Source organism: Actinacidiphila sp. bgisy144 (genome assembly GCF_057708105.1).
The window spans coordinates 16,145-29,485 of the sequence record NZ_JBYIRM010000031.1 but is presented as its reverse complement, the minus strand read 5'-3'; the positions used below and the strand labels follow the sequence as shown (position 1 = coordinate 29,485).

The 13,341-nt window shown below is 75.4% G+C and carries 8 protein-coding genes; 5 read left to right on the top strand and 3 right to left on the bottom strand.

What is annotated here, in order from left to right:
• Positions 1–47: 47 nt before the first annotated feature.
• Both AC3EVP_RS29000 and AC3EVP_RS28995 read right to left on the bottom strand, forming a co-directional pair.
• Entirely contained in the window at positions 48–2,354 is a 2,307-nt protein-coding gene (locus AC3EVP_RS29000) for an ATP-binding protein (RefSeq protein ID WP_435134920.1), read from the bottom strand.
• Between the two features lie 142 nt (positions 2,355–2,496).
• Complete coding sequence (locus AC3EVP_RS28995) at positions 2,497–3,378, bottom strand: alpha/beta fold hydrolase (RefSeq protein ID WP_435134917.1); 882 nt, start codon at positions 3,376–3,378, stop codon at positions 2,497–2,499.
• 121 nt (positions 3,379–3,499) lie between these two features.
• Between AC3EVP_RS28995 and AC3EVP_RS28990 the strand changes: the two genes are divergently transcribed.
• On the top strand, positions 3,500–4,729 hold the full coding sequence (locus AC3EVP_RS28990) for an epoxide hydrolase family protein (RefSeq protein ID WP_435134914.1): 1,230 nt from the start codon (positions 3,500–3,502) through the stop codon (positions 4,727–4,729).
• 80 nt (positions 4,730–4,809) lie between these two features.
• On the opposite strand, the gene AC3EVP_RS28985 is transcribed toward AC3EVP_RS28990, so the two are convergent.
• Entirely contained in the window at positions 4,810–7,695 is a 2,886-nt protein-coding gene (locus AC3EVP_RS28985) for a fibronectin type III domain-containing protein (protein WP_435134911.1), read from the bottom strand.
• Positions 7,696–8,122: 427 nt separating this feature from the next.
• Between AC3EVP_RS28985 and AC3EVP_RS28980 the strand changes: the two genes are divergently transcribed.
• The 4 genes from AC3EVP_RS28980 (at position 8,123) to AC3EVP_RS28965 (ending at position 13,331) form a co-directional block, all read left to right on the top strand.
• Entirely contained in the window at positions 8,123–8,947 is an 825-nt protein-coding gene (locus AC3EVP_RS28980) for an alpha/beta hydrolase (protein ID WP_435134909.1), read from the top strand.
• A 157-nt stretch (positions 8,948–9,104) separates the two neighbouring features.
• The gene (locus AC3EVP_RS28975) at positions 9,105–10,541 is read left to right on the top strand and encodes a hypothetical protein (protein WP_435134906.1); all 1,437 of its coding nucleotides are present in this window, start codon (positions 9,105–9,107) and stop codon (positions 10,539–10,541) included.
• A 130-nt stretch (positions 10,542–10,671) separates the two neighbouring features.
• On the top strand, positions 10,672–12,006 hold the full coding sequence (locus AC3EVP_RS28970) for an AAA family ATPase (protein ID WP_435134903.1): 1,335 nt from the start codon (positions 10,672–10,674) through the stop codon (positions 12,004–12,006).
• Positions 12,007–12,140: 134 nt separating this feature from the next.
• A complete protein-coding gene (locus tag AC3EVP_RS28965; RefSeq protein WP_435134901.1) occupies positions 12,141–13,331 on the top strand; it encodes a vWA domain-containing protein in 1,191 nt (396 codons plus the stop codon).
• Positions 13,332–13,341 lie beyond the last annotated feature (10 nt).

Here is a 13,341-nt window from a genome sequence, read left to right as displayed (position 1 = left end):
CAAGCGGGCTCTGGGTACCACGCGTCCCGGCCGCTCGTACGGTGCGGCTACTCGTGCGGGGCGGGGTCGGGGCGCAGGGCGGCGGACAGGGCGGTCGGGCCGTGGGCGGCGGCGCCGCGGGCGAACGCGGCCGCGTAACCCTCGTCGCCGAGCGCCGCGCGGGCGGTCTGCTCGCAGCGGTCCCGCACCGGCTGCAACTCCGGTGCCCCGCGCTGGGGGTGGCCCACGCTGCGCCAGTACGCCCCGCCGGTGCCGTAGACCGACGCGGCCTGCTCGGGGCGGCCGTCGGCGGCGAGCGCGGCGGCCAACAGGTCCAGGCCGAGCGCTATCCCGAAGGCGTCGCCCAGCAGGTGCTTGCTCTCCAGCATCGTCCGCGCGTAGGCGACCGCGTCCCTGGGCTCGGCGGAGAACAGGGCCACCACCGACAGCTGGTAGTCCAGGTAGGAGCGGGTCCACACCTCGCCGGTCTCCACGCAGTACCGGCGCAACTCCAGTGCCCGCGACCGCCCTTCGGCGAGCTCGCCGAGCGCGGTGAGCGACAGCACCTCCAGCAGGTGGCAGCGCAGCCGGTCGGGCGTGCCGAACCCGGCCCCGGCGGCCGGCAGGCCCGAGGTGGCGCCGAGCGCGTCCCGAACGGCGTCCAGGGCGGTGCGGGACTGCCCGGTGAGCATCCCCAGCAGGCCGGTCAGGCAGGCCGCGGCCATCCGGTCGGCGCTGTCGCCGCGCACGGTGACCGCGCGCACCTGCGCGTCCAGGGCGGCGGCGCGCTCGTACTCGCCCTGGAGGGTGAGCGCCGCGCCGAGGCCGATCAGGGCCCGGGTGCGGGCCGGGCCGGGGGCGGTGTGCTGGTCGAGGGCGCGCTCCAGGTAGGACCGGGCCTCCTTGAGGTGGCCGCAGCAGCTCCAGAAGTAGACCAGCAGGCCGGCGAGTTCGGCGGCCCGCGGGTCATCGTGGTCGAGCCAGTGGTCGAGGGCGGCGCGCAGGTCCGGGTGGGCGTCCTCGATCCGCCGGTAGCCGAGCAGTTGGTCGTGCCCGGACCAGGCGGCGTCCGCCCAGCGGGCCAGCCCGGTGAAGTACTCGGCGTGCTGCTGCTCGGTGACGGCGACCTCGCCCAACTCCTCCAGCCAGGCGTGGCCGTACTCCCGGATGGTGTCGAGCATGCGGTAGCGGGCCCCGGCACAGCCCCGCGCTGCGGTCACCGGCGGAGTCGCGGGTGCGGCCGCGGCGTCGCCGCCGCCGGATTCCGCGGGCGCCGGTACGGGCACGGGGGCCGGGGCGGGCTCGGGGTCCGCGCCGATCCCGCGCAGCACGGACTGCGCGACCAGCCGCTCCAGCATCGGCGCCACCGCCGCCGCCTCCAACGGCCCCCCGGTGGCGACCGCCTGGGCCGCGGCGAGGTCGAACGTGCCGCGGAAGACGCTCAGCCGCGCCCACAGCAGCCGCTCCAGCGGCGCGCACAGCTCGTGGCTCCAGCCGATGGTGGTGCGCAGCGTCTGGTGCCGCCGCGGCCACACCGCGCCGACCGCGGCGAGCGTGTCGAAGCGCGAGCCGAGCCGCTCGGCCACGTCGGCGACGGCGCCCGGGCCGACCGACGCCACCCGCGCGGCGGCCAGTTCGATCGCCAGCGGGATGCCCTCCAGGCGGTGGCAGATCGCCGCGGCGGCTTCGGCCGCGCCCGGCTCGGCGAGCGGGGCGCGGCCGAGCCGGTCGGTGACCCGGTCGGTGAACAGCGCGAGTGCGTCCGGCCCGTCGGCCGGCAGCGGCAGCACCTCCACCAGCTCCTCCACCACCGAGCCGAGCGGGCTGCGGCTGGTCGCCAGCACCGCGAGGCCGGGCGCCGCGGTCAGCAACTCCCCGACGAGGTGGGCGCACGCGTCGACCAGGTGCTCGCAGGAGTCCAGCACCAGCAGCGTCCGCCGGCCGGCGAGCCACTCGCTGAGCGCGTCCAGCGGCATCCGCAGCGAGTGGTCCGCGAGGTCCACCGCGTCGCTGACCGTCGTCAGCAGCAGCTCGGGGCCGGTCAGCGTGCTGAGGTCCGCCCACCACACGCCGTCGGGGAAGCGCGCGGCGGCCGCGTGCGCGGCCCCGGCGCCGTCGGCGCCGTCCGGTCCCGCGGCGCTGTCCGGTCCCGCGGCGCCGTCCGGTTCCGCGGCACTGTCCGGTCCCGCGGCGCGACCTGCCGCGACCGCCGCGAGCACGTCGCCGGCGGCGCGCTGCGCCAGCCGGGTCTTCCCGATGCCGCCGGGACCGGTCAGCGTCACCAGCCGGCATCGGGCCAACGCCCCCAGCAGCCAACCGAGTTCAGTGTCCCGGCCGACGAAGCTCGATGTCTCCGCAGGAACGTTGCCCGTCATGACGACAGCGTGCCACCAACCGCACACGGAGGGAAACCCGCCCTCCGCGCGCTGCGGTTCCCCCGACGACGGGAAGGCGTGACCGCCGGCTCCGCGGAAGGCGGCGCGCGAGGTGTGCAGGTGACCCGTCCCGGACGTCCTCTCAGGCGGTGTGGGCCGCCAAGGCGTCGATGAGCAGGGGCCACAGGGCGCGCGGGCGGTCGTGGCCCATGTCGGGCACCAGGAGGAGTTCGGCACCGGGCACCAGCTCCGCGGTGCGCCGGCCGCCGCTGGGGTCGATCAGCGTGTCGTCCAGCCCGTGGATCACCAGCGTCGGCACCCGCAGGTCGCGCAGTGCGTCCGCGCGCGAGCCGCCGAGGACCATCGCGCCGAGCTGCCGGGCGACACCGGCGGGGTAGTAGGCGCGGTCGTAGCTCGCGGCGGCCAGCTCGCGCAGCACCGCGGCGTCGCCGTAGCGCCGGGAGGCCCACACCAGCTCGCGGTCCGCCGCCGCGACGTACCCCGCGCGGTCCGCGGGCCGGGGGCCGAAGAGCACCGCCTGCGCCTGCGGGCTGGACCGCCCGTACTCCTGCTCGCCGGTGGAGGACATCATCGACGTCAGGGTCAGCACCCGTTCCGGGCGGGACAGGGCCATCGTCTGGGCGATCATGCCGCCCATCGAGGCGCCGACGACATGGGCGCGTTCGATGCCCAGCGCGGTGAGCAGCCCGAAGCCGTCCCCGGCCATGTCGGGGAGCCGGTAGGGCACCATCGCCAGGGCGGCGGGGATGTCGCCGGAGCTGACGGCTGCGATGAACTCCGCCATGTCCACCGGGTGGTCGTCGAACCTGGTGGACAGCCCGCAGTCGCGGTTGTCGTACCGGATCACGTAGCGGCCGCGGTCGGCCAGCGACCGGCAGAAGTCCTCGTGCCAGCCGAGCAGTTGCGCCCCGAAACCCATCACGAGCAGCACCGGGGGGTCGGCGGGGTCGCCGAAGGTCTCGTAGGCGAGACGGACATCCGCGGACACATCGGCGATCGGCATGGCGGGAGCCTGCCACGGCCGGTGCCGCGGCGCACCGGAATTTCGCCGTCCGACCTGATGCGCCCGGGGCCCGACCCGGTGGTCCCCGGGTCCGGGCGGGGCGGTCGGTAGGGTGCCGGGTATGCCCGATGCCGCGCCCGAGCCCGAGCCGTTCACGCTGTCGACCGACCCCGCGGTCCTGGCGGACCTGCGGGCCCGCCTGCGGGCGACGCGCTGGCCGGACGCGCCCGCCGACGCGGGCTGGGCGCTCGGCACGGACCTGGACTACCTGCGCGAACTCGTCACCTACTGGGCCGACGGCTTCGACTGGAGTGCGCAGGAGGCCGCGCTCGGCCGCTTCCCGCACTTCCGGACCACGCTCGGTGGACCCGGTGGACCCGGCACCCCGGGCGGACCCGGCACCCCCGGCGGGCCCCGCGGCCTCGGCGTGCACTTCGTCCACGCGCGGGCCGTCGCGCCCGCCGGCACCCGCGTGCTGCCGCTGGTGCTCAGCCACGGCTGGCCGGACTCCTTCTGGCGCTACGCCAAGGTCATCCCGCTGCTCACCGACCCCGGTGCGCACGGCGCCGACCCGGCCGACGCCTTCGACGTCGTCGTTCCCGACATGCCCGGCTACGGCTACTCCGACCGCCCCGCCGGCCCGCCGCTGAACTCCATCGCCGTCGCCGCGCTGTGGGCCGAACTCATGGAGCGGCTCGGCTACCGCGCGTACGGCGCCGCGGGCGGCGACATCGGCAGCCACGTCAGCCGCTACCTCGCGCTCGACCACCCGGACCGGGTCGTCGCCGTCCACCGCACCGACGCCGGCGTGCCGGTGCCGCCCGCCGACCCCGCGCAACTCGCCCCCGAGGAACGCGCCTGGTTCGACCGCGTCGCCGCCTGGGGCGCGGCCGAGGGCGGCTACGCCGCCATGCACCGTACGAAGCCGCAGACCGCCGCGTTCGGCCTCAACGACTCGCCCGCGGGGCTGGCCGCCTGGATCGTCGAGAAGCTCCGCGCGTGGAGCGACTGCGGCGGCGACATCGAGCGCAGCTACACCAAGGACGAGATCCTCACCAACGTCACGCTCTACTGGCTCACCGGCACCATCGGCTCCTCGATGCGCATGTACGCCGCCAACGGCGCGATCCCGCCCGCCCAGTTGGCCCGCCGCGTCGAGGTCCCCTCCGGCTTCTCCCTCTTCCCCGGCGACATCGTCCGCCCGCCGCGCGCCTGGCTCGAGCGCACCGCGAACGTCGCGTACGTCAACGAGCCGGCCCGCGGCGGCCACTTCGCCGCCTTCGAGGAACCCGAGATCTACGCGGCGGAGCTGCGCGCCTTCTTCCGCCCCTACCGCTCGGCGGCCGCCTGACCGGTCCGTCGGCCGGCGGCGGCCGGCAGCGGCCGACGGCGCCGCGACCAGGGTGGGTGCGGCGCCCTCGATGGGTGGGGCTACTTGAAGGACTGGGCGGTCGCGAAGGGGGACTGGTTGCCGACCGCGTCCACGGCGTAGACGCGGTAGTAGGACGCGCCGGTCGGCGGCGTGTCGATCCGGAAGGAACCGGAGGTGCCGGTGGGCACCAGCGGGTCCGTGGTGAGCGGGACGTAGGGGCCGGTGAGGGTCGTGGACCGGGTGACGATGTAGCCGACGGTGTCCGAGCCGGGGGCGATGGCGTTGTCCCACGTCAACACGACGTAGCCGCCGGGCGAGTAGGTGACCGCCGACAGGTGGGCCGGCGCCGGCGGGGGCTGCTCGTCGACGCTCTGCCGGACGGTGGCCGGGAGCGACCGGGTGCCGTCCGCGTCCACCGCCACGACCGCGTAGTACCAGCTCGGAGCGGTGCGGCCGGTCGGGTCGGTGAAGGTGGTCGCGGTCACCGGCTGCGGGGTGAGCAGGTCGTCGGCGACCGCGACACCGACCGCGCCGCGCGAGCGGTAGACGAGGTATCCGGCCACGTCGGAGGACGTGCTCGCGGTCCAGTCCAGCCGGACGCCCGCGTCGGCCAGGGCGGAGGCCACCGCGGTGGCGGGGGCGGGCGCGGTCACGCCGTCCGGGTAGGGGGGGATCGCCTCGGCGGGGGCGGAGCGCGCGGACTCGTTGCCCGAGTAGTCCACGGCGGTGACCGCGTACAGGGCGGTCAGGCCGGGCGTGGCGCCGTCGTCGGTCCAGCTCTGCTGGTCCTTGCCCACCTCGGCCACCAGCGCGTAGCCGTCGCTGCTGTCCACCGACCGGTAGACCCGGTAGCCGGCCACGTCGACGGTCGGCGAGGCGGTCCAGGTGACGGAGACGTCCTGGCCCTGGACGGTCGCCCGGGCGGCGGTGGGGACGGCCGGCGGCACCGTGTCCAGCGCGGTGGTGAGGACCGGCGCGGAGGGCGTGCTGAGGTGCCCGCCCTCGTCCTCGGCCTGCACCTCGTAGCCGAGCTCGACGTGGAGCGGCGGCGACGGGTCCAGCCAGGAGGTGGTGCCGGCCGGCAGCGTGGCGATCTGGGCGAACCCCTGGTCCGCGGCGTTGCGGCGCAGCACCCGGTAGTCCTTCAGGTCGGACTCGGTGTTGGCCGACCAGGTGAGGGCGACGCCCGACGTGGTGGGTGTCGCGGTCAGCCCGGCGGGGGCGGCCGGCGGGGCGTCGGAGTCCCACTGGACGAACACCGTGGTGTCACTGCGGTTGCCCGCCGCGTCGAACGCGCTGATCACGTAGGCGTTGACGGAGGCGGCCTGCGCGGTGGTGTCCAGGTAGTGCGGGTACAGCGGCGGGTCGAGCGGGATCTGCTGGGACGTGCCGTCGTCGAGGTAGCGGCGCAGCTCGAACCGCGCGGTGTCCGTGTCGGTGGGCGCGTTCCAGTACACCAGGATCTGCGTCTTGGCGTAGTCGAGGGTGGCCTTGGCGCCGCTGGGCGCCGGCGGCGGCGTGGTGTCCGGCGGCACCGGGCGGGTGGCCGAGGTCTGCGCGGGCGCCGACTCGTGGACGTCGCCGTAGATGTCCGCCTTGCTCACCGCGGTGACGCGGTAGGAGGAGGCGCTGCCGACGGGTGCCTGGCTGTCCTGGTACTGCGAGCCGGTGATCGGCGCCGCGGTGAGCTTGGTGTACGTCCCGGCCGCGCCGGCGCGGTAGACGTTGTAGCCGTGGGTGCCGCTGCCGTCGGGGTTGTCGGCCCAGTCGAGGCTGATGCCGTCGGTGCTCGCGGTGGCCTTCAGCCCGGTGGGCACCGGCGGTGTGACGCTGCCGTCGTCGGGGCGGACGGCGCTGGCGGAGGCGGGCGTGGACTGGTTGCCGGCCTCGTCCAGGGCGATCACCCGGTAGTACGCCCGGATGCCGATCGGCGCCTTCGGGTCGTGGTACACGTTGGTGGTCACCGGCGTGGTGGTGAGCCGGGTCCAGGGGCCGGCGGAGGCCGTCGCCCGGTAGACGTGGTACCCGACGACGTCGCCGAAGCCGAGATCGTCCAGGCTGGGCGCCCAGGTCAGGACGTTCTCGTCCGCGTAGGCGTCCACGCCCAGGTCGGTCGCCGGCCGCGGCGGCGTGGTGTCGGCGGGGATGACGCTGACCGCGGACGAGGCGTGCGACTGGTTGCCGCTGCGGTCGACGCCGGTGACCTCGAAGTAGTACTTGGTGCCGTTGTGCAGCCCGCTTGCCGTGTAGGAGGTGGTGGTGCGCAGCGTGCTGCCGCTGATCCGGTGGGCGGTGTCCAGCGGGACCGGCAGGGAGGTGTTGCGGTAGACGCGGTAGCCGGCGAGGTCGGCCTCGACGTTGCGGGCCCAGCTCAGCGTCGCCTTGCTGTCACCGCGGGTGGCCTTGACGGAGGTCGGCGCGGCGGGTGCGGTCCGGTCGCCGCTGGTGGCCGGGGTGAGCCCGACCTTCACGTTGGCCTTGCCGGTGGCGGCGCCGTAGTCGACCCGGACGGTGTGGGTGCCGGCGGGGACGGTGACCCGGACGGTCTTCGAGTGGGTCGAGGAGTAGTCGTGCCAGAGGTTGATGTACTCCTTGCTGTCGATCCAGACCCGCATCCCGTCCTGGCCCGCGATGGAGAGGTTGAACGGGCCGCCGCCGCCGAAGGCGCGCTTCATGGTCCAGCGGACGGAGAAGTTGTTGTTCGGCAGCGAGATGCCGGCGGGGTGGCCGCTGCCCCAGTTCTTGTTGATCGAGGTCTCGCAGAGCGACTTCTTCGGCGTGCCGCTGAACTTCAGGTTGGCGTAGTAGTCGCCCTTCCAGACCCCCGAGGCGCAGGTCACCGAGGCGACCGGCACGGCGGTGGGAGACGGCGCACCCTGGAGGGTGACGGCCAGCAGCGCGGCGGTGGCGGCCGCCGCGGGCCAGAGCAGTCTGTGTATGCCCATGTGGGCGAAAGTCCTTCCGTGGATGGGGCGGTGGCGGTCGGATTCTGGCAGGTATGACGATTCTGGGACGGTTCTATGGAGAAGTTGTGCACGATCTGAGACATGTCCCACTTCGCGGACGGTTCCCCTCCGGTTGCACGGCTGTTCGCCGCCTACTCGCCTACTCGCCTACTCGCCTACTCGCCTACTCGCCTACTCGCCTACTCGCCTACCGCTTGGCGGTCGCGGAGGCCCTGGCCGGGAAAACCGGTGGAGCCGCACCAGCAGGCGCTGTTAGCTTGTGGCCGACCGTGACACCGCCCGGAGGAGGTGAGACCCGTGAACGCTGTAGCGACGTGGGTGCTCCCCCTTCCCGTCACGGCCGGCGGCTGACACAGGCGCCGCCGGGAGCGCCTCCCCACCAAGGCACTCCCGGAAAGGCACCACCATGCATACGTTGCACTTCACCGCAGAGACGTCCGAAGACGGCGTCACCCAGCGGGACTTCGTCCTGACCGGCGTCCCCGCCGGCCCCGGTACTCCCGACGAGTCCGGTACCTCCGGCATCCCCGGCGTCCTGTGGTCGCCGGCCCCTGCCACCGGCCGCCCCGCCCCGCTGGTGCTGATCGGCCACGGCGGCGGCGCCCACAAGAAGCACCCGGCGATGCTGGGCCGGGCCCGGCTCCTCGTCACCGGCTGCGGCTACCACGTCGCCGTCATCGACGCGCCCGGCCACGGCGACCGGCCGCGCAGCGCGCAGGACCAGGAATCCGTCGCCGCGCTGCGCCGGGCACAGGCGGCGGGCGCGCCGGAGGCCCCGGTCGTCGTCCCGTACAACGCCCGCCTGGCGGTGCAGGCCGTACCCGAGTGGCAGGCGACCCTGGACGCCCTCCAGGAACTCCCGGAGATCGGCCCCGGCGGGCCGGTCGGGTACGTCGGCATCGGCCTCGGCACCGCGATCGGGATGCCGCTGGTGGCGGCCGAACCCCGCATCGCCGCCGCGGTCTTCAGCCCGCACTGGCCGGACGCCCTGATCGAGCACGCGCGGCGGATCACCGTCCCCGTCGAGTTCGGCATGCAGTGGGACAACGAGCGCATCTCGCGCGCGGGCAGCCTCGCGCTGTTCGACGCCTTCGCCTCGAAGGAGAAGTCGCTGCACGTCAACGCGGGTCGGCACCTCGAACTGCCCCGGTTCGAGATCGACAGCGCGGTGCGGTTCCTCGCCCGGCACCTCGGCGAGCCCGTCGGCGCGGCGGCTGCCGTGACGGCCTGACGCGGGCGGCGGCGCCCGGCCCGCTCCGGCCGGGCGCCGCCGCCTCGACACGGCGGGCCGGAGAGGCCTGACAGATGCGCGCGGCTGTGCCTATGATGCGCGGGATGAACACTTCCTCGTACGGATTGGGGGACTCGCTCGCTCAAGGTGACTGCTGATGACAGCTCACTTCGCGAACGGGATTCCGCCCCGCCTGCTGATGTGGCAGCGCGTACGCGAGTACGCCGTGCCGCCGTCCATGATCGAGACCGCGACCGCACGGCGTGCGGCCGGTGACTGGGCCGGGGCCTGCGCCGCCGCCCGCGTCGATGTCGACCTCGATCTGTGCGCCGTGCGCCACCGCCACGGCACCGATGTCCTCGCCCGGCTCCGGGCCGACCTGCGCCGCCTCGCGCCGGACCTGCTGCGCTGGCACCTGCCCAGGACCGCCCCCGACGGCCGGCTGCGGCCGGACCTGACCATTCTCCTTGCCCGCTACGGCAGTTCGGGCGTGCCCCTGGACCTGGTGGTCCGCACCCCTCCGGCGTGGGCCGACGCCGGCCAGCGGGTGTCGCTGGCGCTGTGGGAGGGCCCGAGCGGCGCCGCCGTACGGCCCGCACTGCGGCGGCACCCCAGCCGGTACCGCTACGGGCACCCGTACCCGTACCCGCATCCGCACCCGGACCGCCGGTTCCGGCTCGACCTGCACCGGCACCTGTGGGACGCCACCCGCAGCGGCGAACTCGCCCGGCGCAGCGGTGCCGACCGGCCGTACGACCCCGACTCGCCCTGGGCGGTACCGACCTGGGCCGATGAGGCGGAACTGCTGCTGCGCGCCGCGGGCCGCCCGCGCGGGCCCTTCACGGTACGGCTCGGCGCCCGCCGCCGGGCGGTGCTGGAACTCTTCGGCCCCGACGACAGCCATGCACCCCAATTCCGTGTGTTGCCCGCTGAGTTGGCCGCCCACGAGATCGCCGCACTGCCGGTGCTGCCGGAAGCGGCGGCGCGGGTGCTGCCCGATCTGGAGCTGCTGCGGGCGGAGTTGGTGCCAGCCGGCGCACTGCATCCGCTGGTCGGCGCGGCGCTGGCACCGTACGTCCCGCACCCGGCGGTCGCCGGCGACGCCCCACCCGTCGCGTCACCCGGTGATCCGCACCGGGTGGAATGCCGGGGCGAGGTGCACCGGATCGCGCTGCGCGACGGTGTGCTGACGGCCGTCGACCACGACCCGGGCGAAGTACGCCGGGAGGAACTGCTGGTGGCGCTCGGCGGGCCCGCCCTGCCGTGCCTCCGCGCGATCGACGCGGCGCACCGCGACCCGGAGGCGCTGCCAGCCGTCCGCGAGCGGCTCGGCCACGGCGACGTCGCCGGTGCGCTGGCCGTGGTCGAGGGGCTGCTCGGGCCCGGTGCGGTGCTGCGGGACGGGCCGCTACGGGCGGAGTTGGCGCGGGCCGCGGCCCGCCGGGTCGACCACGGGCTCTTCCGCGCGGGCCTGGTGGCCGGGCATCCCGGAGCCGAGGGCGACCGGCGGTTCCGGCTCGACCGTACGGCTCCTCCCCTCCTGCGCAGCAAGCGGATGCGGCGCGACCGGCCCCGGATCGGCCAGTTCGGCTGATTCGGGCTGCCGCGACCGCCTCGTACGCCCAATCACACGTTTTCCGGCGCGCGTTGTGCGCCGCCCTGCTCACGTCCACGACCGCCGGGACGGGCCGACCCGTCCCCGTACACGACCTCAGGTGATGCCCATGACGTCCAGCACCCTCATGCCCGTACCCGTACCCGTACCCGTACCCGTACCCGCGTCCGTACCCGTACCCGCGTCCGTACCCGGCGCGGCTGGCCACACCGACGCCCAACTCGACGTTGCCGAGCAGTTGTTGGGACTCCTGCGCACGACCACCACCGAGCCGCGGCCCGACGAGCAGCTGGAAGCGCTGATGCTGGCGGTCGCGGCCGACCTGCCGGTACTGCTGTGGGGCGAGCCCGGCATCGGGAAGACCGCGGCGCTGACGCAGCTCGCGGAGTGCCTCGACCTGCCGCTGACGACGGTGATCGCGAGTGTCCACGAGCCGTCCGACTTCGCGGGGCTGCCCATCGTGGGAGAGGACCCCGAGGCGCGCGGGGTCCCGATGGCGCCGCCGCGCTGGGCGGTCGACCTGGTGCGGGCCGGCCGGGGCCTGCTCTTCCTCGACGAACTGTCCACCGCCACCCCGGCCGTCCAGGCCGCCCTGCTGCGGGTCGTCCTGGAACGCCGGGTCGGCGCCCTCCGGCTGCCTCCGGGAGTGCGGATCGTGGCCGCCGCCAACCCGCGCGCGTCCGCCGCCGACGGCTGGGAGTTGAGCCCGCCGCTGGCCAACCGGTTCGTGCACCTGTACTGGGTGCACGACCGCGAGGTGGTGGTGCGCGGCCTCGGCGGCGTGTGGCCCCGGGCCGAGTTGCCCCGGCTGGCGCCCGAACGGCTGCCGGAAGCGGCGGAGTTCGCCCGCCGCGCGGTCTGCGGCTTCCTCCAGGCCCGGCCGACGCTGATCCACCGCCTGCCGAGCACCGAGACACGGCGCGGCGGCGCCTGGCCGTCGCCCCGCAGTTGGGAGGCCGCGCTGACGCTGCTCGCCTTCGGCACCGCCGCCGGGGTCTCCCGGGACGTGCTGGCGCTGCTGGTGCGCGGCGCGGTCGGCGACGGTCCCGGCCTCGAACTCCTCGCCCACCTGGACCGGATGGAACTGCCGGACCCCGAACTGCTGCTGGCCGACCCGCCGGGCGCCGACCTGCCCGAGCGGGGTGACCTGCGGCAGGCGGCCCTGGAGTCGGTGGTGGCCGCGGTCGGCGCGCGGCCGGAGCGGGCGCGGTGGGAGGCGGGTTGGGCGGTGCTGGCCCGGGCCCTGGAGACGGGCGCGCCCGACCTGCTGGTCGGCCCGGCGACGGCGCTGGCCGCGCTGCGCCACGACGACTGGGAGGTGCCCGAAGGGGTGGAGCGGCTGGCCGGGGTGGTCGGCCTCGCCCGCCGGGCGGACCGGTCGGTGCGGCGGCAGCGGGCGGAAGAGGCGAAGCGGGACGCCGGACCGGCGGGGGTGGGGTGGTGACGGGGGCCGGGAAGCGTACGGGGCCGGGGCCGGGGCCCAAGCCGACGCCCAAGCCGGGGCCGCGCCCGCATGCCGGCCCGGCGACGCGTTCGCGGCCCGCGCCCGGGCCCGTACTGCCCCTGGACCGGGAGAAGTTGCTCGCCGCGCGGCTGCACGCGGTGCGGGTCCGCCCGTATCTGGCCGACGCGCTGTTCGCGCTGCACATCGTCGAGGACCGGTCGGTGCCCACGATGGCGGTGGACGCGCACTGGCGCTGCTACGTCTCGCCCGGCTTCGTCGCGCGCATGCCGGTGGAGGAGTTGGCGGGCGTGTGGGTGCACGAGGTCGCGCACCTGCTGCGCGACCACCACGGGCGCGGCGAGCGGTACGCGCACGAGCACGAGGCGTACGGCCCGGGGGAGCGGCTGCGGCAGAACATCGCCGCCGACTTCGAGATCAACGACGACATCTACGGCGACGGCCTGCCGCGGCCCGCGGGCGCCGCGGTGCCCGCGATGCTGGGGCTGAGGGACGGCCTGCTCATGGAGGAGTACCTCGGCCTGGCGTCGTTGTCGGGCGCCGCCGACCTGTCCTGGCTGGACTGCGGCAGCGGCGCCGACGGGTACGCGCGGCCGTGGGAGCTCGGGTCCGGCGGGGCGGACGGTCTGAGCCGGCAGCAGCGGGACGCGGTCCGCTTCCGGGTCGCCGAGGCGATCAGGGGCCGGCCGGGCAGCGCGCCGCAGGGGTGGCGGCGCTGGGCGGAGCAGGCGTTCCACCCGCCGCAGCCCTGGCGGCAGTTGCTGGGGGCGGCGGTCCGCTCGGCCGTCAGCGTCCCCGGCACCGGTGGCGACCACACCTACCGCCGTCCGTCGCGGCGTTCGGCGAGCCTGCCGGGGGTGCTGCTGCCGAGCCTGCGCCGTACGCCGCCGCGGGTCTGCGTCGTCATCGACACCTCCGCTTCGGTCAGCGACGCCGAACTGGGCAGCGCGCTGCTGGAGGTGGCGGCGATCGTGCGGGCGGTGGGCGGGCTGCGGGACCTGGTGTCGGTGATCTCCTGTGACGCCGCGGCGCGGGTCGCGGTACCGATCTGCCGGGCGGAGGGCATCGAGCTGGTCGGCGGTGGCGGGACCGACCTGCGGGCGGGGTTCGCGCGGGCGCTGCGGACGGCGCCGCGGCCGGACGCGATCGTCGTCTTCACCGACGCGCAGACGCCGTGGCCGGCCGAAGCGCCGTCCTGCCGCACCGTGGTGGGCCTTTTCCCGCGGCCGCCGCGGGCCGACGACGAGGAGGACCCCGGGTACGTTCCGGCGCCTCCGGAGTGGGCCCGGGTCGTCACAATCGGGTGAGCGGCGGCAC

What these genes read in the sequence shown, in the direction of transcription:
- AC3EVP_RS28990 (WP_435134914.1), top strand. Translation starts at nt 3,500, where the DNA reads ATGCCCGATGCCGCGCCCGAGCCCGAGCCGTTCACGCTGTCGACCGAC.
- AC3EVP_RS28995 (WP_435134917.1), bottom strand. Translation starts at nt 3,378, where the DNA reads ATGCCGATCGCCGATGTGTCCGCGGATGTCCGTCTCGCCTACGAGACC.
- AC3EVP_RS29000 (WP_435134920.1), bottom strand. Translation starts at nt 2,354, where the DNA reads ATGACGGGCAACGTTCCTGCGGAGACATCGAGCTTCGTCGGCCGGGAC.
- AC3EVP_RS28985 (WP_435134911.1), bottom strand. Translation starts at nt 7,695, where the DNA reads ATGGGCATACACAGACTGCTCTGGCCCGCGGCGGCCGCCACCGCCGCG.
- AC3EVP_RS28980 (WP_435134909.1), top strand. Translation starts at nt 8,123, where the DNA reads ATGCATACGTTGCACTTCACCGCAGAGACGTCCGAAGACGGCGTCACC.
- AC3EVP_RS28970 (WP_435134903.1), top strand. Translation starts at nt 10,672, where the DNA reads ATGACGTCCAGCACCCTCATGCCCGTACCCGTACCCGTACCCGTACCC.
- AC3EVP_RS28975 (WP_435134906.1), top strand. Translation starts at nt 9,105, where the DNA reads ATGACAGCTCACTTCGCGAACGGGATTCCGCCCCGCCTGCTGATGTGG.